Origin of the sequence: Veillonella sp. CAG:933 (assembly GCF_000431435.1) — a bacterium.
Classification (GTDB): domain Bacteria; phylum Bacillota; class Negativicutes; order Veillonellales; family Veillonellaceae; genus Veillonella_A.
Genome location: NZ_HF986199.1, coordinates 26,996 through 52,719 on the forward strand (window position 1 = coordinate 26,996; position 25,724 = coordinate 52,719).

Genomic DNA, 25,724 nt, shown 5'->3' on the forward strand with positions numbered 1-25,724 from the left:
TGTTTAAATGTTTGAAGCTGATTGTTGGTGCTAGCTTATTAAGTATTCGTGGCTTTGTCGTATAGTCAAAGGCTTTGTCTTATAGTCTGAGGTTTTCTTAGCTGATTCCCAACAATTCTTTAATCAGCTTAACCTGTGCCTTGCTCACCGGAATATCTACGAGCTCTTGGCCTTTGGCAGTCTGCTGGGGCAAACGTAACCAATAAGTGCCTTTGAACCATGGGATGACTTCCTGTACTTTGTTTAAGTTGACGATGTAACTGCGGTGAACGCGGAAGAGGGACGTGCCTTTTAAGCGTTCCTGTAGTTCCGTCAACGTCTTGTTGGATCCGTATTTGCCGGTGTCGGTATGAACGTCGAGACGGCCCGATTCACCGGTGATGTAGTTGATGCTGTCGATGTCGATAAGCATGATGTGAGCCCCGTCATCAACGGCCAGTTTATTGGTGCGGATAACCGGCTTAATGCTTTGATCGTTTGCGTCGTTTGGCATTGCACCGGCTACGCTGATAGCTTCGGGAGCACTTTTGGCTCCGGTGGTCACAACTGAAGCCGCATTGTTAGTAGCTGCATGGTTAGCGGCTGCACCATTACTTATGGCCGTGTTACCGGCGCCTCCGGTACCGTGTGACTGCGTATGGCCGGTGTCTCCCACCAATTTTTGCACATGCTGAACCGCTTTTGCTAAACGGTCATCTTCAATCGGTTTTACCACATAGTCTAAGGCCTGTAATTCAAAGGCTTTGAGGGCGTATTCATCATAGGCCGTGGCAAAAATGATTTTACTATCCGGTGAAATATCGTGGATGACTTGGGCTAGTTCCAAACCGGACAGACCACGCATGTGAATATCCAGGAAGATTAACGCCGGTTTTTCACGGGTAATCAAAGAAATGGCAGCCGTAGCGTTGTCGGCCTCGCCAATAATGTCGATGACATCGCTGTGATTGGTGGTGAGCAAATAGCGCAGCTCGTCGCGGGCCGGCGCCTCGTCATCGATGAGGATGGTGCGAATCATAGAATCTCCTTTCTAGGGGATGTACAAAATATAGCTGGATAGCTATATTTTGTATAAGTGTGTTTTTATTAGCTTAATGGCTGGTGAACTAATTGTCTACTCCGTTCGTTCCGGTGTCGGATCTGATTCCGGTTGAACTTTAGGAATACGGATAACAACGGTAGTGCCTTCTTCAGGAACCGAAGTGATTTCAAGGCCGTACGGGGCCCCGTAGAGACCGCGCAAACGGTGATGCACATTGCTTAGCCCGATGTGACCTTGGGGCGGATGTTCCAGATAATAATCCGGATCGCCTTGGAAACCGACGCCGTCATCGGTAACGGTGATTACAATATCCGTGTCCGTCATGGTTCCTTCGATGGCGATGGAACCGCCCACCTCGCGCGGTTGGAGACCATGCTTGATGGAGTTTTCAATAATCGGCTGAAGCGTTAAGGACGGAATGCCGTAGCTGAAAATAGCGGGGTCCAAATTATGCGTTACGAATAACTTATCGCCGTGGCGGGCAATGGAGATTTCGAGGAAACCACTGACCTGGGCCCATTCTTTTTCAATGGTAATGACACGGCCCGTATATTGCAGGGTAAAACGGAACATTTGCGAGAATTTAATGAGCAAACGGCGTGCCAATTCCGGATTCGTACGAATCAACGATGAAATCGTGTTCAGCGTATTGAACAGAAAATGCGGATTAATCTGGGTATGTAATGCCTGCATTTTCGCTGCCTCGGTCAAACGACGTTGGTAGTCGATTTCCGTCAGCTCCAGCTGGGTTGAAAATAAGTCAGCCAGACCTTGAGCGAAGGCAATATCCGACGAATCCGGATGATAGGACGGCGATGTATAATACATCTTCAACGTACCGATGATACGCGTTTTTATCATGAGCGGTACCACAATGGCACTGCTGAGCGTACAGTTCGGGTGGGTACAACCGATTTCAGCTGGCGAGTAGGCGATATGAATCGTACCGGACGTCAACGAATCGATGGTTACATGCGTCAAATGGTCATTCATGCCGGGCGCATGGTGATTGCTTTCGGCCCCGATATAGGCGAGAACCTGCTTCGTATCCGTAATAGACACCGCGTCGTAGGGGCTGTGCTTTTTAATAATTTGCACAACCGCATTGGCCGAATCCGGATTAAGACCTTTACGGAAATAACGTACCGTTTCGCGGGCGATGGACAAGATATTTTGACTCTGATTCGCCTTTTGCTGCGTCCGTTGGTAGAGGCCTGCTTTGATGATATACATGAAAAGGGCAAGGCCTAACGAGTTGGCAATCGTCATCGGTACAGCGATGCTGTTTACGAGGGCGTATGCTTGGTCATAGGGCTGAGCGACGAGCAAGATGATAAGCATCTGCAGAATCTCGCCGAAGAACCCGATACCGAGGGCAATCGGCCACGGAATGAGCTTGCCTTTGTAGTATTTTTGAAAAAGACCGGCCAAGAACCCTTCGGTGATGGAGGAAATGGCACAGGCAAGGGCCGTAAAACCACCCAACGAATAGCGGTGCAAGCCGGACACGATACCGACGGACGTGCCGAGGTACGGGCCGCCAATGAGACCGGCCGCCATGATACCAATCATGCGCGAGTTGGCAAGGGCATCCTGAATGGGAATCCCGCCGTAGGTGCCGAGGATGGCGATGCTGGAAAAAATGACCGTAAAGGCGATGCGGTCGAACCACGATAGTTTGTTGACCATGAGACGGTCGAAAAGTTTGAGCCTTGAAACGATGAGCCCCAGTATGACGGCATAGCTGATGCGTTTTATCATTTCAAGTAAAAGTATGTCGATAGCCATGAAAAATCCTTTCGTTAATGCAATTTATTGTTATTATTATATCACAGATGCAAAATACTAAAGGATAGCCATAGGGTTATATTAAGATTGCAAAATGGTCATTTTTCGATTGTGAAACGATGACGAATTTAGTAAAATAAAACCATCTAAAACATAGGTGAGATTAGGCAAGATTGAATGATTGATTACCTGTCACAGTGACAGTTTAGTTTGATAGGAGGCATAGTATGTGTTGGTGCGATATCGTATTTAAATCCGGGGCAAACCGTTTAGGTCAGGGTCTCGAAGGTACCCTTCATTTCTTGGCGTTCTGGGTGCTCACACTCAGCTTTGTGCGCTTGGGCGTGTTCTGGATTTTCGGATTATAAAAACGGTTTAACTTAAACTTTGCATAGGCTCAATATATTCATTTCGTTGAAATGATGTATATTGGGCTTATTTTTATGGTCTAAACTTGATTTAATTATTGCAAATTTGATTGACGAGTGATATATTTAACTCGTGATAAGAAAAATGAATATATTTTCAAAAATTATTTGTCACTCATATCACATGGAGGTTTAGGGCGTAGGTTTTATATCTATTAGGGGGCTATAATATGCGCACATTTAAAGTACCATACTCAAAAGACTTCATTTCAATCCAGGTGCCGGAAGCAAATCTCAAAGGCGTTTTAGAATCCGGCTCAGCCGAATATAAGGCTACGGCACCTGAAGAAGCATTAGTGGAACAAGCCTTGGATAATCCGATTGGCAGTGTCAAATTAGAAGACCTGGTTAAAGGGAAAAAGAACATGGTCATCATCACCAGTGACCATACCAGACCGGTACCAAGTAAGATTACCATGCCGATTTTGCTGCGTCGAATCCGTGAGGTGAATCCTGCCATTGATATTACAATTCTCGTGGCTACCGGTTTTCACAGACCCACAACCAAGGAAGAAATGATCGATAAATTCGGTCCGGACATCGTAGCCCATGAAAAGATTGTAAATCATATATCCGGTGATGACTCGCAAATGGCGAGAATTGGTACTTTGCCGTCAGGCGGTGCGTGTATCATCAATAAATTAGCTGTAGAAACAGAATTACTCATAGCCGAAGGTTTCATTGAACCGCACTTTTTTGCCGGTTTTTCCGGAGGTCGTAAGAGTATTTTACCGGGGATTGCCTCAGCGGTTACAGTCATGGCCAATCACTGTGCTGAATTTATAAATAGCCCAAATGCCAGGACCGGTATATTGGAAAACAACCCTATTCATAAAGATATGAAATACGCTGCTAAAGCTGCTAATTTAGCATTTATCCTAAACGTTGTTATCGATTCTGAAAAGCATATTATCAATGCCTTTGCCGGCGATTCTGAAAAAGCCCATGAAGTAGGCTGTGAATTTGTTTCAAAACTTGCCAGCGTACCAAAGGCACCCGCTGATATTGTTGTTACCACTAATGGCGGCTATCCGTTGGACCAGAATATTTATCAAGCGGTTAAAGGGATGACGGCCGCTGAAGCAACATGCAATAAAGATGGCGTTATTATTATGATTGCGGCCTGCAATGATGGGCACGGCGGTCAATCCCTATATGATAATTTAAAGGCGGTCAAAACCCCTAGAGAACTGCTTGACCGCATTGCTAAGGTGCCACGGAATGAAACAATTCCGGATCAGTGGGAAATGCAAATTCTAGCACGAATTCTTGACCAATTTACAGTCATTGTTGTGACTGATCAGTGTGATCCTCAAATGTTAAAAGACATGCATATTGAACATGCCTTTACATTTGCGGAAGCTTTAAATCGTGCTATGGAGATAAAAGGGAAGAATGCATCAATAACTGTCATTCCTGATGGAGTATCGGTTGTAGTGAAATAAAAGGAAATTAATAAGGAGCAGTAACTGAAATGTGAGTTTAAAAACTCGATTTCGTTACTGCTCCTTACTTTGTTTTAGACTTACCATATATTAATCAACGAGGAGGTGTTTTTATACTTGCTATAGATTAATAAGTGGGGCGGCGCAAAATTAATCTTCGCGTTCGTTGTCCATTGGTTCGCCGGATTTTGTTACTTCTACAGCTTTAGCATAGCTTTCTAAAAGAAGACGATAATTTGTAAAAATACGACCCCAAATTTGAGCCCATTTGTCGGCTTGAGGTGTATGCCATGTGCGCTGTAATTCTGCCAATACAGCACCGGCGTCAGTTACCACAACCCCTGCTTGGGTGAGGCGCATCATAGTGGCCATAGCAGCTTCTTTGGAATACGTACCGGATGCGTCAGGCACTGCAAATACGCGATAGCCTTCATTAACAGCACAAATAGCCGGTAATGCCATGCATACACTTGTTACCGTACCGGCGATGATTAACGTCTTTTTACCGGTTGCTTTTACAGCATCTACGAAATCTTTACAATCCCAAGAGTTTACTTCGCCGCGACGTGCTACATATACTGCATGCGGAGCCACTTCATGGATTTCCGGAATCAACGGACCATTTGGACCTTGGGGTACGGAAGCCGTCGTAATAACAGGCATATTTACTAATGCAGCTGCTTCAGCTAACGCAATCGCTCTGTCGCGAATACGCAAGAAATCAATGTCATTAATACATTGGAAGAGACCGCTTTGGTGGTCAATAAGCAACATAGCTGTGTCATTAACGTCAATCATAGGGGCTTTGCCGTCAAAATTTTTGTAAAGTTCCATTTTGAAATCTCCTTTCAAGGAATACAAACCTTGGTACATCTCTGGTGTACCTTGTGTATCCTATTATAGTGAGCGGGCTATTTAGAAATAATATGCAGAAATTTAAATATGTCTATATTTTGGCTGATTGTTAGAAAGCAATGAACAGAAAATAAAAAGTGTACATAAATTGCGTTTTTTGTAAAAAATATACAGAAATTGAAATGTGTTTATAGTTGACCGGGTTTTTCACAGAAATAATAGTCTCCATGATAAAATAAGAGATAATAATATAGCTATGATTTCAACAGTAAGGAGATGGAGATTTACCTTGATTGAAAGCTCGAATGAAAAAACAGGAACTAAACGACACGTATCAACGGATACTCGCGAACATATAAAAGATACACTGCTGCTTATGCTGAAAACCAGTCATTTTCGGACCATCCGCATTACCGCGCTTTGTCGGGAAGCGCATATTGCGCGAGGAACGTTTTATTTATACTACAACACCATTGATGACTTGTTGGAGGATATTATTAACGATAGCCTGCAACTTATCAATTCCATGACGCCCAAAGAAAAGCAGGGATCGCTTAAGAAGTTGCAAATTATGTTAAATCAGACGGGGGATGAGGAGTTACCGAAGGACAGCTCTTTATTTCCGCCGTGTCATAAATATTTGGAACTTGAAAAATACAGATTCCTCGTAAAAGATGCGGATGTGGCTCCGATTATCGCTCAAAAAATCCACCAGTATGAAAGCCCTAAGATCGTTCCGGTGCTCATGAAAGAGCTAAATATGAAACAGGATGAAGCGGAATTGCTTTTTAAATTTATCGTTAATGGCAGCAGCTCGGTTAACCGCAGTTTGTTAGAGTTAAAAGAGAACGAGTGGTATCGCCTGCAAAAGAAGATTTTGCAATTTATTTTGGGCGGTTTGAAATGTGACCAGTGGAGTTAAAAAGCTCGGAGTATTCAATTAAATAGTGTGTGTACAAGCTCAATGTATAGCCAGCGTATTTATAAGCTATACATTGAGTTTTTTTGTTGTGAAAAAATCATAGAGAATTAATATGAATAAAATGAAATTAACATGGATTAGTGAATTTATAGTAAAAACTTTTCATTAATATATATTGTAACTATTTATTAATATATTTTCTGAAAATTATCATTTTAAAAACATGAAGTTTTCATGCGTATTTACTGATTAAAGTAGTAAATGAATAAAAGTTGTGACGTATTATTGCGATTTGATTATAATAAATTGGAACTAAAAAATAAATAAATCCTTTTATATTGCGTGTTGATGGACATAATAAACCTTCTTATATCAAACTTGAAATAAGAACTATATTAATGAGTTTAAAATGAAAAAATAATATTGAAAATATACGAATTGAATTGACAGTTATAAACACAAATTATAGAATTAAGATAAATAAAAGTGATATTTTTTGCTTTTTTTGAGGTATTAATAAGGTTTTTAAAATGAATTTACTGTGAGTTTTTTATCATGGGGAGGTTCTGTAATGAATAAGCAGTACAAAGTCATTTGGAGTAAAGTAAAAAACAGTTACGTAGTAGTATCTGAGTTGGCCAAACGTAATGGCAAAGCCGGATCTACACATAGCCAGTCAGGCCAGAAAATTGGCGTGGCTCTTTCTGTGTTGGCACTGTGTGCTGGGATGACAGCCGGGGTAAGTGCGGCTGATCAGTATTACAGTGTTAATGATATGAATGGTGCATTATCACAATTTGGGAATAAAAGTAACGACGGAGCCCAAGGTGTTGGCTCTGTAGCTGCCGGTGCAGGTGCTAAGGTTGAATCTGCTTCCGGTAGTTTCCAAGGTGCTATGGCTACCGTTGTAGGCTCTTTGAATACTGTAGCAGCTGGAACTCAACAATTTGATGGAGTTGCTAATTCTATTGTTGGTGCAGCTAATGCCACGCAGAATGCCAATGCGACACTTATTTTTGGTGCCGGTAATGCGGTAACTAATTCTTATGGTAATGTAACCTTTAATGTTGGTAATGTTGATCCGACTGATCCAATCGCTACGGCTAAAGCTTTAGCTGCTTCGGTAGGTGACAGTGGTGGTCAAGTTTTGGTTGTTGGTGGTGCTAATACAGTAGACTATGCTCGTTTCTCGGCTGTTACCGGTGTTAGCAATAAGTTGAATGGTGCAGACGGCAATACCAGTGATTATAACTTTATTACCGGTGCAAAAAATACTTTGACCAATACGGATGGCACATATGTAATCGGTTCCAGCAATACTGTGTCAGATGGGACGTCCAATATTGTAATTGGGGATAAACGTAAATTGACGGGGCGACTAATGACGTTGTCATCGGGTCTGCTGATGCAGAAATGGCAACAACTGTATCCAACGCAACTATCCTTGGACATAATGCTAATGCAACCGTAGATAATGGCGTAGCTTTAGGTTCTAACTCATTGGCTAATGTAGATTATGGTGTTGCAGGTTATGATCCGTCCACAAAAGCTGCTTCTACGGATACATCAGCGACTTGGAAATCTACTTTGGGAGCTGTATCTGTTGGTGTACTTGGTAGTGATGGAACAGCAACTGCAACTCGTCAGATTACAGGTGTTGCAGCCGGTGTGAAAGACACTGATGCTGTTAACGTGGCACAGCTTATGGCTGTTGCCGGTAATAGTTCGGGCGGAAGTTCGGTACATTTTTTCCAAGTTAATTCAGGCACTAGTGGTACTAACTATAATAACGATGGAGCTAAAGGGATAGACTCTATTGCTATAGGTAAAGCTAGCACAGCTGCAGATAATAGCATTGCTATCGGTAACGGTGCAAGCGTTTCTGATAGTAATGGTGGTAAGGGTAGTGGCGATATTGTCATCGGTAACGGTGCAAAAATCAATAACTATGTAGACCAAAGTGCTAGTATTGCAATAGGCCAAAATGCGCAGATTGATAACATGGCCGGTATGCAAGAATTTATGTTTGGGCTAGGACAAACTAATTATAATATAGTTGATAGACCTGGTGGCGGTATGGCATTTATTCCGGAAGATCCTTCGAAAGTAGCTACCGGCATTGCGATTGGTGAAAACACCTTCGTTCGTACCGGTGGTTTGATGATTGGTACGCATAATTATCGTGGAACTCTAGGCGATGTTGATGTAGATAGTGCCAATATCCGTGCTACCGGTGTTAATGTTAATAGTACGACTTTAGGTACAAACAGCTATAACAGCGGAGCTTTTGCCACTATTGTAGGCTCATACTCTATTGCAAGCGGTAACTATGCCAGCGGTGGTGATGAGAATAATGCCGGCAAAAATCTGGGAACTACTATTGTAGGTTCTTTGAACAGTGTAGAATCCTCTACTGCTGAAAATACTACATCAGGTGTAGCCAATAGCGTTGTTGGTTTTGCAAATCGTACCTTTAATTCAAATGGATCTTTAATATTTGGCGCGGGTAACGAGATTACTAACTCTGTAAGCAAAATTGAAGGGGTAGATATTTCGCTTGATGGTTCGGCAAAAGATTTACAAACTGGTTTAATAGAAGGTATTAAGAATGCTAATAGTGGCGGATCCACGTTGGCGATTGGTGGTGGCAACAAGGCAGATTACACGCAACAATCGGCCCTCGTCGGTGTTAATAATACTTTAGAAGGTACTGAGGATTCCGTAGCTCAATATAACGCGTTAACCGGTTTTAACAATACGGCAACCGGTGTAACTAATGTAACTGTAACAGGTAGTAATAACACGGTTAGTGGCTCTACATCAATTGTTAACTTAGGTAATGAAAATGCGGTAGCAGACTCTAACAATACTATTCTTCTTGGCGATAATCGTACTGTAACAGGTTCCGATAATAGCGTTATCTTAGGTCGTGCTAATAAAGAAACTACGACTGCGCTTCGTGCCGCAGCTGATACTACTTTAACTACAACAGCAGATAACGTTGTTGTTATGGGTTACAATGCTAATGCGACTGTTGATGATGGCGTAGCGTTAGGATCTAATTCTGTTGCTAGTGTTAATAAAGGTGTAGACGGTTATAATCCTAGTACAAAAGAATTATCCGGTACTGCATGGACTTCTACGATAGGTTCGGTATCTGTAGGTGATGCAGCAAATGATATCACTCGTCAGATTACTGGCGTAGCAGCTGGCACTGCAGATACAGATGCCGTTAACGTAGCTCAGTTGAAAGCTAATAAAGTAACGGTAACTGCAGGTGATAATGTCACACTTACGACTACAACTGGCACTGATGGATCTACAGATTATAAGATTGCTTCTACAGATAAAAATATATATCTTACTAGTGCAGCTTTTGACAATGGGACATTAACTCTCACTCAGACTGAAGGTACACCTATTACCGTAAGTGGTTTAGCAACAGCCGCTCAAGTTGAAGCTAATAAGATTCATTACTTCCAGGTAAATTCTGCGGCTAATGGCACTAACTATAATAATAATGGCGCAACCGGTACAGATGCAATTGCTATCGGTAAATCCAGTACATCCGGTGCTAATAGTATAGCTATCGGTCAATCGACTACAGCTGCTAATAATAGTATTGCTATCGGTAAAGCAAGTATTTCAGATAGTAATGGTAAAAAAGGTAGCGGTGATATTGCTATCGGTAATGGTGCCAATATTAATAACTACGTTGATCAAAGCGGAAGTATTGCTATCGGTCAAAATGCGAAAATTGAAAACATGTCAGGTATGCAAGAGTATCTATTCTCTATGGGACAAACAACGTTCACTGCAGGTAATTGGCTCGGTACTCTTCAAATACCGAATGATCCATCCAAAGAAGCAACTGGTATTGCTATAGGTGAAAATACCTATGCTCGTACAGGTAGTCTTATGGTTGGTTCGCATAATTATCGTGGATTATTAGGTGATGTAACGGTTGATAGTGCTGATACTAAAGCACAAGGTGTAAATATTAATAGTACTACATTAGGTACGAATAGTTATAATGGTGGTGCATTTGCAACGATTACGGGCGCTTATTCGATTGCCAGTAGTAACTATAATGGCGGTGGTTTTTCTTCTAGTGCAGGGAAAAACTTTGGTGCTACCATTATGGGTTCTTTGAATAGCATAGAGTCTGCTACTGCGTCTAATTCATCCGGTATCGCTAATAGTGTTGTAGGTGTGGCTAATAGAACCTTTAACTCCAATGGTTCCTTAATCTTTGGTGCTGGTAATGAAATTACTAACTCCATTACAACAATAGCAGCACCAAGCTCTGCAGGAGATTCTGCTAAAGCTTTACAGACAACATTGATGAATTCTATTAAGTCGTCCAATAGTGGTGGCTCGACTCTTGCAATCGGTGGCGGCAACAAGGCTGATTATACTCAACAATCTGCCCTCCTTGGTGTTAATAACACCTTGACCGGTGCTAGTGACAATATTAGCCAATACAACTACATTACAGGTTTTAAAAATACCGGTACTAATGTAGATAATGTAACGATTATCGGCACAAATCGTACGGTATCTGATGCGGCTAATAGCGTAGTTATCGGCTCGGCTGATTCTGTAATGACATCGAGTGCAAGTGATGCGGTTACTATCGGTCGAAATGCAAATACAACTATTGATGGTGGTGTAGCTTTAGGCTCTAATTCTGTGGCAAGCGTTGATAAAGGCGTAGATGGATATAATCCTAGCACTAAAGCGTTAACCGGTTCTACATGGACCTCTACAGTTGGTTCCGTATCTGTTGGTGATGCAGCCAATGATATTACTCGTCAGATTACAGGTGTAGCAGCCGGTACTCAAGATACAGATGCTGTTAACGTAGCTCAGTTGAAAGCAAATAAAGTAACCTTGAAACAAGGCGAAAATGTAACGATTACTACTGATGTGGCTGATGATGGTGCAACAACGTATACAATTAAATCAACAGATACAAATACAGTTTTAGCTAAAGGCGAAGTAACATATGTTGGTGCCGATGGTACATTAGTTTTGACTGACTCTGATAATAATCCAATTACCGTGACCGGTTTAAAAAATACATACCTTACGGGAGCATCTTTAGAAAATAATACTTTAACACTTACTCAAAATGAAGGGGCTCCTATTACCGTAACCGGTATTGCTACAACAGCTGAATTGGCGGCTAATAAAGTTAAATACTTCTCTGTAAAATCTGAATTAGCAGCTAACCAGAATAATGACGGAGCTAAAGGCACAAACTCAATTGCTATTGGCCCGAATGCTGTAGCTCAACGTGAAAATGGCATAGCTTTGGGGACCAATGTCTATTCCGGCGGCAAGGGCAGTATTGTCATCGGTAGTGATGCTAAAGTTTCGGAAAATATTGCTTTGGATGGTAGCATTGTTATCGGTAAAGGAGCCGTAGCCTTCACCGGTGGCGGTGAACAAGAAGCCTTATTGGGAATGGATCCAACGAATTGGCCTAAGCGTGGTTCCGGTGGATATGATAATCCGACTGATGCTAGCCGAGTAGCTACATCTATCGTTATCGGCACAAATGCTTTTGGCCGTACGGGTTCGATTGATATTGGGGATCGTGTATACCGAGGCACCATGGGTGGTAAACAAATTACTGATAACAACACCAGTTTTCATGTAAATCAGACTACCTTGGGTACGAATACCTATAATAAAGGCTTGTTTTCGACTATGATGGGCTCTTACTCTATTGCTACGGGTGGTTTTGATGGTAGTGGTAGGTTGAATACCGGTGCTTATGGGGCACAAAACTTTGGTGCTACTGTATTGGGCTCTTTAAATAGTGTTAGATCTAATGAAAAGTTACCTGAATTTTTTGGTGTACCAATAGGTTCGTCTTATCAGGGTATTGCAAATACTATTGTTGGCTTAGGCAATATTACGGATAATACTAACGGTTCATTAGTATTTGGTGCCGGGAATAAGATCACAAACTCTATTACCTCTATTTCTATGCCAACGAGTGGCGCTGATTCCGTAGATGCTATGGTGGATAAGCTCCAAACTGTGATTAAAGACTCTAAAAGTGGTGGTGCGACCTTAGCTATCGGCGGTGCTAACACGGCTGATTACACCCGTACATCTTCTATCATTGGTGTGAACAATACCTTGAAGGGGACAAGTAGCAACATTAGTCAGTTTAATGCGTTGACCGGTTATCATAATACAGCAACTAATGTAGATAACGTAACTGTGACCGGTTCTAATAATACTGTAAAAGATACAACGACTGCTGTTGTAATTGGTGATAATCGTACATTAACCGGTGTCAATAATAATGTTGTTATTGGATCCGCAGATTCCGCACTTGAAACAACTGTTAGTGATGCAGTAGCTGTTGGTCGAAATGCTAATGTTACTATTAAGGGTGGCGTAGCTCTTGGTGCTAACTCTGTGGCTCGTACAGATAAGGGTGTTGTAGGTTATGACCCATCCGGTAGAATTACCGATGCGGATAGTATTTTAGGTAGTAATACACAGTATCAGAGCTTACAGACGGAAGTAACTGATGCACAAACAACGGTAAATGATTTAACCGCTAAGGCAGCTGAATATCAAGCTAATATTGATATGATTGTTTCCATGTATCCGGATAATTCGTATGAACAAGATGCGGGATATCAGGGAATAAAAGCATCTCTTGAATCAACACAGGCTCAGTTAGCTACAGCTCAGGCAGATTTGGACAGCAAACAAAGTGCATTGGCTGAAGCAGGTAAAGCTTTGTATACATGGCAGTCCACAGCCGGATCGGTATCGGTGGGCGATGTTTCTAAAGGAATCACCCGTCAAATTACTGATGTGGCAGCTGGTACTGCTGATACTGATGCCGTTAACGTGGCACAGTTAAAACAAGTGGCTGAAGCTGCTGAAGATGCCGGTAAGACAACTTTGAACTTCACAGGTGATGATACCACAGCTACTATTGCTCGTGGCAATGGTCAGACCTTGAATATTACCGGTGGTGCAACAGCAACTGATGCCGATGGCAACAGCTTATTGACTGATAACAATATAGGCGTTGTAAAAGACGGCGATAATGCACTGAAAGTACAGTTGGCTAAAGACCTTACAGGCTTAAATAGTGTTAAAGTTGGTAATGCGGTAACTCTTGGTACAACAGGCTTGATAATCACTAATGGTCCATCTGTTACTACAACAGGCATTGATGCAGGTAGCAAGAAGATTACTAATGTAGTAGCGGGTACAGATGATACAGATGCTGTCAACGTAAGTCAGTTGAATAGTGCTATTAAAGGTGCAAAACATACTGAAGTTACCCTCAATGGCGATGCTCCGACTGCAGGTGCAAATGGTGCTTTAGGTGAGTACATCGGATCTAGCAACCTTACTATGGCTGTGCAAGATGTTGACGGCCAGAAGGTTTACGACTTGAAGATGAGTAAAGACCTAGTAGCTGGTACTAAGCCTGGTGCAGATGGTAAAAACGGCGAAGCCGGTAGTATTACTATTATTGGTGAACCTGGTAAAGATGGTGCTGATGGAAAGAACACAAGTGCCAATATTACCGTTAAAGACGGGAAAAATGGACTTGATGGTACAGATGGAATCACACGTATTGTTTACAAAGATGAAGACGGTACAGATCATGAAATTGCAACCATGGATGATGGTTTAAATTTCACAGGTGACACAGAAAATGTAACCATTGCTAAGAAGCTTAATGAAACCTTGTCAATTACCGGTGGCATCACTAAGGCAGATCAACTTACAACGGAAGATAATATCGGTGTTGTAGCAAGCGACAGTGGCTTAAAAGTAAGATTAGCCAAAGACTTGCAAGACCTCAACAGTGTTCGTATTGGTGGTACAACTGAAAATGGTAAAGGCATCTACATTGCTAACCAGTCTGTAAGCACCTCAAAAGGCAATGCTGAAGAAGGTACGATTGCGTCTGCTGAAGATGCGCTGAGTCTAGGTAGTTATGCCAATGCAAGTAAAGATACAGCTGTTGCTCTAGGTGCGTATGCTAAAACTGATCGTGGTGCCGGTGAATTATTTGGCTATGTACCAGGCTTAACCGGTGATGAATTGACTAAATTCCAGACGGATAACGCAGGTTCTGTTATTTGGAACAGTAATCGTGGTGCGGTCAGTGTTGGTATAAAAGGTAAGGAAACTCGTCAAATTACAAATGTGGCAGCCGGTACCGAAGATACGGATGCTGTTAACATAGCGCAGTTGAAGGCGATAGATAGTAAGGTTGATGCTAATAAAATTTCTTATTTTTCTGTAAATTCTTCAACAGAAAGCAATAAAGATAATGATGGTGCTACCGGTGTAGAGTCTATTGCCATAGGTGGAGGAGCTAAGGCGAAGCACTATCAGAGCATTGCAATTGGTGGATTTACTGAGGCTGCTAATATAGATAGTATTGCAATTGGGTACTTGGCATCGGCAACAGAGATGGCCGATAACGGTGTAAGTATTGGACGAGAAACGAGAAATACAGTTCCTAATGGCATTGCTTTGGGAAGTTATTCTGTTGCTGATCGTAGAGAGAATATTCTTAGTTATGATCCTCTTACAGAAACTAATTTTAACTTTACACCTGAAATGCAGACTGCGTTAGACGCATGGAATGCGGCGGCTGCTGTATATTATCAGAACCCAACTCCGGAAAATGCACAGGCGGCTAAGGATGCCGGTATGAAGTATCGATTGATGGTTGCACCGTGGATGGCCGGCATGGGGTCACTCTCGCTTGGTAATGGTGAAGAAGGTCTTACCCGTCAGATTACTAATGTGGCAGCCGGGACAATTGATACTGACGCAGTTAATATAGCCCAACTTAAAGCTGCCAAAGTTGAAGTGCTTGCAGGCACTAATATCAGCAGCATAGATAAAGATACGAGTGCGGGTTATACTCAGTACAAAGTTAATGCAAAAGATACAATAACTGATAGTGCTACATTGAGTGGCGATACGATTACCTTTACTCGTAATGATGGAACGACTTATAAAGTAAGTGGTTTAGCATCAACTAGTGCACTAGATACTAATAAAACAAGATATTTTTCGGTAAATTCTACTGATGCGGGAAATAGAGGTAATGATGGTGCTACAGGGGCAGGTGCTTTGGCTGCCGGTGTAAATGCTAAAGCTACTAAGTCAGCTGATACAGCTATTGGTAATGGATCGAGTGCGTCAGGCAGCTGGAGTATTGCTGCAGGGGCTGGGAGCAACGCTTCAGGCACAGTTGCAGTAGCAATGGGGTATGGTGCTACTGCGGCTGCTAATCAGTCCGTCGCAATCGGCTATTCGGCTAAAGTAACGAGAAATGACTCGATAGCGATTGGGCGTGAAACGCAGGCAAATGAATTAAATACGGTAGCTATTGGTCTTCAAACAAAAGCTAACGGCAATCAAAGTATGGCTTTAGGTTATGGAGCCCTTACTGAACGTAGTGCTAATAATGGTTTAGCAATTGGTGTAAGTGCTTATGTGGGTCCTATACGTTCTACTGACCCAGTGCAAGGTGTGCCGGGTAATAGTACATCAGTTGTAGATGATGACACTGTGGTTGAAGCAGGCAAAGAACAAATGAACTCAATTGCTCTTGGCAACTCGGCTAAAGCATTTGGCTATCAGACGACTGCTTTAGGTGCCGGAGCTGAAGCACATGATACGAATAGCTTGGCAGTCGGCATAATGGCTATTGGTAAAGGTAACTATGCAACGGCATTAGGCAAACAGGCGTATGCTAATGGTAATGAAGCAACGGCACTTGGGCACTGGGCGCGTGCGTACGGCGATAATGCAATTGCTATTGGATCCTATGCAATTACTAATACCTTGGATGGAACAGGCACGGTAAATAATGGTATTGCTATTGGTCAGAAAGCGCGTGTTGCCTCTAATAATTCAGTCGCTTTGGGGCAAAATTCTTTAGCATATATTCCTGATAGTGTGAAAACGGAAGCCTACTTAACAAACGAAGCTTTTGCAGCGGAAAATGGTGTGGTTTCCGTAGGCAATGCTGAATACACAATCGGTGATGATACTGTAGCAGCTAATCGTCGTCGTATTACGAATGTGGCCGGTGGTGCTGATGATTATGATGCCGTTAACGTGGCACAGCTTAAAGAGTTATCTTCTAAATTAACTCAAGAGGCTACCAACAGTAAATTATCTTCCGGTAAAAATATTACTATTAACACAACAACTGATGATAATGGAGTTAAGACAAATACTATTGATTTGAATGATAAAATTACATTGAATAACGCAGCTGCACCGGGGCAACAAGTAGTAGTTGATGGTACGACATCGAATATTACTGCCGGTACAGGCAATAATCAAGTAGTAGTTAATGGCTCTAATGGGCAAGTAACAATTGGTGCCCAAGGTAGTCAGCTCACTATTGGTAAGCAAGGTGATACGGCGAAAGACAAAGAGGGCAATCTGATTAATCCGGATAAGACAGGTCACTATATTACAGGTCTCGACAATACGACTTGGAAGCCTGAAACGAACGGTATCGTGGAAAACCGTGCCGCAACTGAAGGACAATTGCGTGATGCGGTAAATAATATTGGAACTCAAATCGGTGACATTAATACCGATATTGAGGCCATTCAAAATGCTAAACGTGAGTTTATCAGCGATACCGAAGAAAAAATTGAAGTCGGTAATGCTGAAACCTTAAGTATCACCGGTGGAGCGATGGAACCTCTGACTGAGGGCAATATTGGTGTCGTGAATGACGGAACTAAAGGTTTTAAAGTTAAATTATCATCCAAACTTTCCGGTTTAGAACGTGTTACTGTAGGTTCTGGTGATACAGCAACTGTTATCGGTACTGATAGTGTAACGACTACGGAACTTGTAACGGGTAATACTACGGTTAATACGGATGGTGTAACGATTAAGACTACTGATGCAGCTAAATCAGATATTAAGCTCACTAGTGATACTATCAGCATGGGTAAAAATCAGATTCATGATGTAGTAGCCGGTGAAGCTGAAACTGATGCGGTCAATGTTGGTCAGTTAAATAGTGCGGTAACGAATATCGGTTCCAATATGAACTATTTAGGTAATCAGATTAACAAACTGGATAACCGTGTGAACCGTGTCGGTGCCGGTGCAGCAGCTCTTGCAGCTTTACATCCGTTAGATTACAATCCGACGACAAGATGGGAATTTGCAGCCGGTGTGGGTAACTACAAAGGTGCGAATGCAGTAGCAGTTGGTGCGTTCTATCGTCCACATAGCGACATGATGTTCAGCCTCGGCAGTTCCTTTGGTGGCGGTGAAAACATGGTTAACGCCGGTGTAACTTGGCGTGTTGGTGCCGGTCAGACAACTAACTACGGATCTAGCCAAGCGATGGCTCAGGAAATCGATAGTCTCCGTAGTGTAGTTAACGATCAGCAGTCCATGATTCAGTCGCAAAATCAAAAATTGGATACGCAAAGCGCTCAATTGGAAGAACAGAAACAACGTATAGAAGAGTTGACTCAGCTCGTAAATTCGTTGGTTAACAAATAAGAGTAGAGAACATTTGCAGCTAAATAGTGTGTAGAGGTTAAATGTTGCATTATAACTGCATAGAGCTTACAACTGAATAATTAAAAAGAGCGATAGTACTAACTATAGCCGGATCACCGGGATTAGTATTACTATCGCTCTTTATTTGATTTTAAGTGCAATATATCAAATTTTGGACATAAAAATGGTGGACCACCAGGGGTTCGAACCCTGGACACCCTGATTAAGAGTCAGGTGCTCTGCCAGCTGAGCTAGTGGTCCATAACAACATAGCTATTATATACTTATTGTTTCGAAATGTAAACCCTTATAGCAGTAAAGTTTAAAAATTATGTAAAATTTAAAGAAAACATAAGCTTTTAAAAGTTTCCGATATTCGTTTATTTTTAGGGGCCGGGAGATTTTTATTTTTTACAACATTTTGTAAAAATAATGTAATAACTTATAACGGTGCCGTAATTAAGGGGGAAAGCGTCGCTGTTGGTAGGTAGAAAAAAATGTGTATTTTCGGTATAATTAATTGAAAGAAGTAATAGAGAAATTTTCTATTATTATTTTAGATTAGTAGAAGTATGAGGGTAGAGAGATGAAGTATCGAAGTACACGAAGTGAAGAAACGGTAAGTGAAACGTATGCATTGCTTCATGGCTTGGCAAGTGACGGGGGTCTATATGTGCCGGCCTTATTTCCGGAACGCTGTCTGACTTATGACATGGTGGCGGAGAAATCCTACGAGGACATTGCGTATACCGTATTAAAAAATCTTTTCACAACTTTTGATGAAGCGGAATTACGTTCCATGATTGCGTCGGCTTACAGCAAAGCAAATTTCAGTACGCCTGAAATTGCACCGTTGCATTCTATTTTGGAACGTTTATCGGTGCTCGAATTGTTCCACGGACGTACGCAGGCGTTTAAGGATATGGCATTGTCCTTGTTCCCGTATTTGTTGGTAGCCGCCAAAGAAGCGGAAAAAGAAACGGATGAGGTGCTTATTTTGACGGCCACTTCCGGTGACACCGGTAAAGCGGCGCTGGAAGGTTTTAAAGATGTGCCGGGCACTCACATTCAGGTTTTTTATCCGACCGATGGCGTGAGTCCGATGCAGCAAGAACAGATGCAGAAACAAGAGGGCGATAATGTTAATGTAACGGCTATTCGCGGTAACTTTGACGATGCGCAGCAATTTTTAAAACGCCTCTTTGTGGACGAATCGATGGCTGAAAAAGTGGCGGCTAAGGGAGTTCGTTTCTCCAGTGCCAACTCCATTAATGTCGGTCGTTTGGCACCGCAGGTGGTTTACTATGTGGCAGCCTATGCAGAACTTGTAAACCAGGGTGCTATTCATCGCGATGAAGTGTTTAATGTGGTGGTCCCTACCGGCAACTTCGGCAATATTTTGGCCGCTTATTATGCGAAAAAGATGGGTGTGCCAATCGGTAAGTTGATTTGTGCTTCCAATCGTAATAATGTGTTGACGGACTTTTTCAAAACGGGCACCTATGATATGAAGCGTGAATTCTACACGACCATTTCACCGTCCATGGATATTTTGGAAAGTTCCAACTTTGAACGCTTCTTATATTATGTGAGCGGCGAGGATTACGAAGCCACCAACAGCCGCATGAAGGATTTAAAACAAAACGGTTCCTTGTCGGTAACGGCCGAAGAGTTACAGCGCATTCAGAAGGATTTCAGCGGTCAATTTGTTTCCGACGAAGAAACGAAAGCTGTCATTGCGCAGGTTTATAACTCCTACGGTTATTTGTTGGATCCGCACACGGCGGTGGCCATGGGGGCCTACATGAAGGAATTGCAGGCGCATCCGGAAGATGGTGGCCGTCATACGGTGATTGCGGCGACGGCCCATCCGTTCAAGTTCCCGAATCCGATTTGCGAAGCCTTGGAAATTCAGACCGGCGATACGCCATATGAAAGCCTTGAGCACATCAGTGCGGTGACGGGCGTGGCGTTCCCGAAACAACTGGCTGCTTTGCAGGCGAAGGAATTGCGTTTTACCAAAGTCATTGATAAAGAATCAATGGGGAAAGAAATACTTGCTTTTGTCGATACTTTTAAAAAATAAGCTATATTGAGTCAGACGCATCCTACTTATTAACGATATAAGTTGTTGGTTGATACTATATAGCAATCAAAATAGTAGTAATACATTAAGAAAGTAGTGACAACGTGAGACAAGCTTTTTTCTATGCCATTGCATCCGCTTTGGCGTTTAGTATCATGAATTTATTTGTAAAAATGCTGGGGCAAGCCATGCCGGCGGCGGAGATTACCTTTTTCCGCGGCCTCATCGGCACGGTGGCAGTCCTTATCTATATGCGGGTCAAGGGCATTGCCTTTTCCACGGAAAATCGCGGGATGCTTACGGTTCGCGGGATTTTCGGCGGTTTAGGCAACTTGTGTAACTTTATTGCTTTGGCGTACATGAAGTTGGCCGACGCGGCGATTTTATTTCAGTTGTCCGGCATTTTCGTGTTTATTTTTAGCACACTCTATTTGAAAGAGTCAGTTCCGAAAGGGGCCGGTAAATGGCTTCTTTTGATTTTGGCGGCTGTTTGCCTTATGATTAAGCCTTGGTCGTTTAGTGAGTTCCATTGGTATTCGCTCTACGCCATCGCCGGTGCTGCCTTTGCGGCCGCTGCCTACACTACGATTCGCAAGCTCAGCCAAGTGGGACATCACAGTAATTATGAGATTATGTTTTATTTCTTAGTGACCACCATGATTGTCGGTGGTATCTTGATGGGACCTGATTTTGTATGGCCTGATTTGCGGCAATGGGTAATCCTTGGGATTATCGGCGGGATTTCCGTATTTGCCCAATTCTTCCTGACCGGTGCATTTGTGGCCACCAATGCAGTTGTGGCACAATTTTTACAATATATCGGCGTATTCTTCAACGCCATGTGGGGCTTTGTGATTTTTGACGAAACCTTATCGTGGCTGACGGTCTTGGCCGGTATTATGATGTTTGTCGCATCGGTTATGATTGCTCGTTTAAAAGAGCAACACGTCAAAGTATAAGCCCTAACAAAGGTAGGTGCCGATATGTACTTAGCAACTTTGGAAATTGAGAATTTTCGTAACTTGAATCAAACGAAGTTGAGTTTTCACGAGCATTGTAATTATCTGATTGGTGAAAACTCGATTGGGAAGTCTAATTTGTTGGCCTTGATTCAGATCATGACATCCGGCAGAAGGCTGGTGGAAGGGGATTTTTTTGATATCGTAAAACCCGTCAAGGTTCGCCTTGAAATCGTGGTGACGCCGCACGAAGAGTTGCCTCCCTTATTGATTAAGGCGGTTAAAAACGGTCGTATTCTGCTCGAGTGGGAGCAGGTGAATGTAGCGACGAAGCCGCGTCTTTATGAGGTGTTGACTACGACGGCACGGCGGTCGGTACCGCTTAAAACGCTCACTTACATGGCCTATTTTGCCTTGAAGGATATTGGCATTTATTCTTTCGACACGAAGGAGGAGTCCTTTTACGAAGAGCTCCGCGATTTGTTGGGCGAGGCCCTCGATGTGGCGATTTGTAAAAAAGATTCGCCCGTCACGAAGTCTATGTCGCTCATTGCGCTGCGCATTCGGCAGTTTCAAATGGTCATGCCTCATTTGCCGATTTACATGATTATTGTATTGGCTCAGTTGACGCAATGGCCGCTTATGGAACGAGGATCCATGACGCATACGAAAATTGATAAGAGCGAGCGTTATGCCGGCTTTTATACGCCTGATGCGCTACGCCTCGTGGCCATGGTGGTATTTCGCTTGGTGCAGAAGATTTTTCGTTTGAAAAAACAAAATCGCCTCGAGTCGCGTATTGTCGTGATGAAGGGAAAACGGTATTTACCGCTGGCTATCAGCCTCGATGAAGTAGAAACCCATTTGAACCCGCTCATGCAGCGGGCCATGGTAGATTATTTTAAAGAAATGATGGCCAATGAGAATATCGGATTTTTGCGCATCTTAAAAGATGTGTTCGGCATTGACGGTATTTTAGGCCAGGTCTTTATCGTTACCCATTCGGCGGAAGTTTTGTCCGATGATTATCGGCAGATTATTCGCTTTTATCGCCAGCCGTCGGGGTCGTTGAAGATTGCCTGCGGGGTGACCTTTGAAGTGTCGTCGGAGGCGGAAGAACATTTGATTGCTTATTTTTCAGCGGTCAAAGAGGCCCTCTATACACGTTGTGTTATGATAGTAGAGGGCGAAACAGAGTACAGTAGTTTTCGGCAGTTTGCCAAAACGCTCGGTATTCCGCTCGACTTTTACGGCATCGGGCTTATCAATGCCCGCGGCCAAGGGTCTATCAGCCGATTGGCTGAATTATTTAATCGTTTTGACATTCCCGTCATTGCCCTATATGATAGGGATGTGCGTACCGACGTACGGGCGGGTAAAAAGCAAGTATATTTCACGGATACAATTTGCTATGAATATGATTTGGTCAGTCACTTGATTCGCCGGCGCCAACGGTCCGTTTTGGATAATATTGTGCGCATGGTAGTCAGTCTTGAAGGCGGTTCACAGCTGGTGTCCAAAAAAGCCATCACCCAAGGGGTGGATAAGCTGATTAAGTACGCCAAGTCGCAAAATGAGTCAGCTCAAGGTCTGGTGAACCGGGCGTTTCACGAACGCAAATTAAATTCGATTCCGAATCGGGAAGAACACCTATTGGAAGTGTATTACTTCAGTTGGCTGTTTTTTCAAAAAGGAATTACTATCGGCAAGTGTATTGCGTATAATATAAAAGAGCGGGAGGATATTCCCCCTGCGTTTGTAAGAGTTATAAAAAAAGCACAGCAGCTGGCGCAACAACAGGACGCCTGGCTGGCTGTGGCAGAGGAGACGAAATATGGAAAATAAGACATATGAATTCGGTTTAGTCGGTTTGGCCGTTATGGGTCAAAACTTAGCGCGTAATGTGGCACACAAAGGTTTTAGCATTGCTGTTTATAACCGTACGCCGCAGAAAACGGATGAGTTTTTGCAAAAATTCGGTCACGAAGGCAACATCGGCGGCGCTCACAGCCCTGAAGAACTCGTTAACATGCTCGCTAAACCTCGCAAAATCATGTTCCTCGTAAAAGCTGGCCAACCGGTAGATGACATGATTGAAGCGTTCTTGCCATATTTGGATAAAGGCGACATCTTAATCGATGGCGGTAACTCGTATTTCAAAGATACGCGTCGCCGCAGCCAGGAACTCGAAGCTAAAGGCTTCCGCTTATTAGGCGTTGGCGTATCCGGCGGGGAAGAAGGGGCTCTTAACGGTCCAAGCCTCATGCCGGGCGGTAACGAAACGTCCTATAAAGAAGTGGAAAAAATTTTCACGTCCATCGCCGCTCAGGTGGCTGACGGTCCTTGCTGCAGCTATGTTGGTGATGACGGTGCCGGTCACTATGTAAAAATGGTGCACAACGGTATCGAATACGGCGATATGCAGCTCATCTCCGAAGCGTATTTCATGATGAAAGAGTTGCTCCACATGAGTGCCGAAGAAATGGCCGAAGTGTTCACCGAATGGAATAAAGGCGTACTCGATTCTTATTTAATCGAAATCACGTCTAAAATCTTGCGCGTACGTGACAAAGAAACGGGCGAGCCTTTATTGGAAAAAATCCTCGACAAAGCGGGCCAAAAGGGTACCGGTAAATGGACGAGCCAGGAAGCCCTTGATTTAGGAGTACCAATTCCGACTATCGCGGAAGCTGTATTTGCGCGCGGCATGTCGGCTTACAAAACGGAACGCGTGGAAGCGGCTAAGATGCTCAAAGGTCCTGAAGGGGAATACAAAGGCGACAAAAAAGCCTTTATTGATGCTATTCATTCCGCATTGTATGCATCCAAAATCTGTTCTTACGCACAGGGCTTTGCGTTGATTAAAGCAGCAGCCAAAGAATACAACTGGAATATCAACTTTGGTGATATGGCGCTCTTATGGCGTGGTGGTTGTATCATTCGTGCCGTATTCTTGGAAGATATTAAAAAAGCGTTCGAACGCAATCCGGAACTTACCAACTTGCTTCTCGATCCGTTCTTCATTGAAGCCATCGAACAGCATCAGGCTAAATGGCGTGAAGCGATTATCGAAGCCAAACGTTTCGGCATTCCGACTCCGGCGTTCTCCGCATCCCTTGATTACTACGACAGCTATCGTCGTGCCAATTTGTCCGCTAACATGATTCAGGCGCAGCGCGACTTCTTCGGTGCACATACGTATGAACGTGTTGACCAAGACGGTATTTTCCATACCGAATGGGAAGCTGAATTGGAAGGGAAATAAAATTTTTGGTGGGTTAAGTTTGTCGTTACACGAATGCTCTTATTAGATATTTTAGGCTTCGTTTGAATTGAATAAAACTTGCACGAAAGGGGCACATCATGAAGCATAATAAATTTATGGATAGCACATGTTTATTAATGCATAAGGATGTGCCCTGTATTTTATTTTCTTTTGATAATATGATGCTTTGGGCACAGGTTAATGAAGTGTTAAGTATTGCTCATTTGCCACCATATATGATTGATAACTTCCGTGGCTACGAATATAATTTGAATAAATTTTTGGATCATCGAGTTATTCCTAAAGAACGGCCCAATATCAGTGCCATTAAGGATTACTTTGACAGTGATTCCTCGCTGGAACTATCCTTGCGCTCCTATATGCTTAGCGTGTCCGATCATTATTGGATTAAACCGGCCGACAGTAAAGTAACTTGGGCTGATGTAAACTTCTATGATAATTCATTTGAAGATGATTCGATATTTATCTCATCTTTGACGACGTTGAAAAAACAGATTGGCGATAGAACGCTGATTTCGTTTCATAGTCATACGCCGAATACTTCGAATAACGGTACTTTACCGCAGATGTGGTTGCATACAGATGAATCGCCGGTTCTATATAAAACAGGTAATCAGCCGTTTATGCAGGAGCCTTTTAATGAAGCGGTGGTTTCCGTTTTATTGGATGTACTGGGTTTTAACCATGTGTTGTATCGTTTGGGAACATTCGGTGGCTCGGTCGTATCCGCTTGTGATGCGTTCACGACGGCGTCCATCGAGTTTATACCGGCTTGGCAATTGGAAAAATCCAGAACCAATCATTTAAACGGGTTAGATAATTATTTGGAATTTCTACGACAAAATGGTTGTGCCGTAACGGATGAAATTCGTAAGCAGCTGGAAGAAATGATTATTATTGATTATCTGACAATGAACGATGATCGTCATTGGGGGAATTTCGGTATCTTACGGAACAGTGAGACACTTGAGTTTATAGGTCTGGCGCCTATTTTTGATAATGGCCGAACCTTTGCATATAACTCTTTTAGTGGTGATTATGAAGCACAGCCGGCACCATATAATTTGTCTAAAGCGTTTGCTGAAAACGGTACTCATGACCGTGAACTTACTTATGTAACAGGGGTTCATGATATCGATTATGCTGCATTGAAAGCGGCAGTGCCGGATATTTTTGAAAAAAGATTAATTGAAGTGATGGCACGCTTTGAGGCGGTTGATACGAGTAGGGAAGTGGTGGCAGTGCTCGAGCGAAAAGTGCCCGGGTTGATTCAGACTTTATTAGGACGTATTGATGCGATGGCGAAAGAACTCGGTTAAGATGGCTTTATTTAAAATTAAATACGGGCATGGTT

General features: G+C 42.9%; 13 protein-coding genes and 1 tRNA gene. 10 read left to right on the top strand and 4 right to left on the bottom strand.

Translation table 11 applies throughout. The features are described from left to right. Positions 1-97: 97 nt before the first annotated feature. Positions 98-1,018, bottom strand: a complete 921-nt coding sequence (locus QZL64_RS06760; protein WP_021841254.1) for a LytR/AlgR family response regulator transcription factor — start codon at positions 1,016-1,018, stop codon at positions 98-100. Positions 1,019-1,114: 96 nt separating this feature from the next. Continuing rightward, the gene (locus tag QZL64_RS06765; RefSeq protein ID WP_021841255.1) at positions 1,115-2,830 is read right to left on the bottom strand and encodes a sensor histidine kinase; all 1,716 of its coding nucleotides are present in this window, start codon (positions 2,828-2,830) and stop codon (positions 1,115-1,117) included. Between the two features lie 227 nt (positions 2,831-3,057). On the opposite strand from QZL64_RS06765, the gene QZL64_RS06770 reads away from it, so the two are divergent. Both QZL64_RS06770 and larA read left to right on the top strand, forming a co-directional pair. After that, positions 3,058-3,198, top strand: coding sequence for a hypothetical protein (locus QZL64_RS06770; RefSeq protein ID WP_021841256.1), 141 nt, complete (start codon positions 3,058-3,060; stop codon positions 3,196-3,198). A 230-nt stretch (positions 3,199-3,428) separates the two neighbouring features. Then, positions 3,429-4,703 carry a nickel-dependent lactate racemase gene (gene larA / locus QZL64_RS06775; protein ID WP_021841257.1) on the top strand — a complete coding sequence of 425 codons (1,275 nt, stop codon included), beginning with the start codon at positions 3,429-3,431 and terminating at the stop codon, positions 4,701-4,703. Positions 4,704-4,853: 150 nt separating this feature from the next. Here the strand turns inward: larA and QZL64_RS06780 are convergent, their stop codons facing one another. Then, positions 4,854-5,537 carry an isochorismatase family protein gene (locus QZL64_RS06780; protein ID WP_021841258.1) on the bottom strand — a complete coding sequence of 228 codons (684 nt, stop codon included), beginning with the start codon at positions 5,535-5,537 and terminating at the stop codon, positions 4,854-4,856. 310 nt (positions 5,538-5,847) lie between these two features. On the opposite strand from QZL64_RS06780, the gene QZL64_RS06785 reads away from it, so the two are divergent. The 3 genes from QZL64_RS06785 to QZL64_RS06795 all read left to right on the top strand — a co-directional run bounded on the left by QZL64_RS06785 (position 5,848) and on the right by QZL64_RS06795 (position 18,039). Beyond that, on the top strand, positions 5,848-6,480 hold the full coding sequence (locus tag QZL64_RS06785) for a TetR/AcrR family transcriptional regulator (protein WP_021841259.1): 633 nt from the start codon (positions 5,848-5,850) through the stop codon (positions 6,478-6,480). 571 nt (positions 6,481-7,051) lie between these two features. Continuing rightward, entirely contained in the window at positions 7,052-7,951 is a 900-nt protein-coding gene (locus QZL64_RS06790) for an ESPR domain-containing protein (RefSeq protein ID WP_021841260.1), read from the top strand. Next, positions 7,894-18,039, top strand: coding sequence for a YadA-like family protein (locus QZL64_RS06795; protein ID WP_021841261.1), 10,146 nt, complete (start codon positions 7,894-7,896; stop codon positions 18,037-18,039). The genes QZL64_RS06790 and QZL64_RS06795 overlap by 58 nt, the downstream gene beginning before the upstream one ends. Before the next feature lie 185 nt (positions 18,040-18,224). Here QZL64_RS06795 and QZL64_RS06800 read toward each other — a convergent pair. Then, positions 18,225-18,300, bottom strand: a tRNA-Lys gene (locus tag QZL64_RS06800). 325 nt (positions 18,301-18,625) lie between these two features. On the opposite strand from QZL64_RS06800, the gene thrC reads away from it, so the two are divergent. The 5 genes from thrC (at position 18,626) to QZL64_RS06825 (ending at position 25,689) form a co-directional block, all read left to right on the top strand. Beyond that, positions 18,626-20,125, top strand: a complete 1,500-nt coding sequence (gene thrC, locus QZL64_RS06805) for a threonine synthase (protein ID WP_021841262.1) — start codon at positions 18,626-18,628, stop codon at positions 20,123-20,125. A 104-nt stretch (positions 20,126-20,229) separates the two neighbouring features. Then, complete coding sequence (locus tag QZL64_RS06810) at positions 20,230-21,084, top strand: DMT family transporter (protein ID WP_021841263.1); 855 nt, start codon at positions 20,230-20,232, stop codon at positions 21,082-21,084. Between the two features lie 24 nt (positions 21,085-21,108). Continuing rightward, positions 21,109-22,929 carry an ATP-dependent nuclease gene (locus QZL64_RS06815; RefSeq protein WP_021841264.1) on the top strand — a complete coding sequence of 607 codons (1,821 nt, stop codon included), beginning with the start codon at positions 21,109-21,111 and terminating at the stop codon, positions 22,927-22,929. Continuing rightward, positions 22,919-24,349, top strand: coding sequence for a decarboxylating NADP(+)-dependent phosphogluconate dehydrogenase (gnd, locus tag QZL64_RS06820; protein ID WP_021841265.1), 1,431 nt, complete (start codon positions 22,919-22,921; stop codon positions 24,347-24,349). Before QZL64_RS06815 ends, gnd begins: the two co-directional genes overlap by 11 nt. Before the next feature lie 98 nt (positions 24,350-24,447). Beyond that, a complete protein-coding gene (locus QZL64_RS06825; RefSeq protein ID WP_021841266.1) occupies positions 24,448-25,689 on the top strand; it encodes a hypothetical protein in 1,242 nt (413 codons plus the stop codon). The last annotated feature ends 35 nt before the right edge of the window (positions 25,690-25,724 follow it).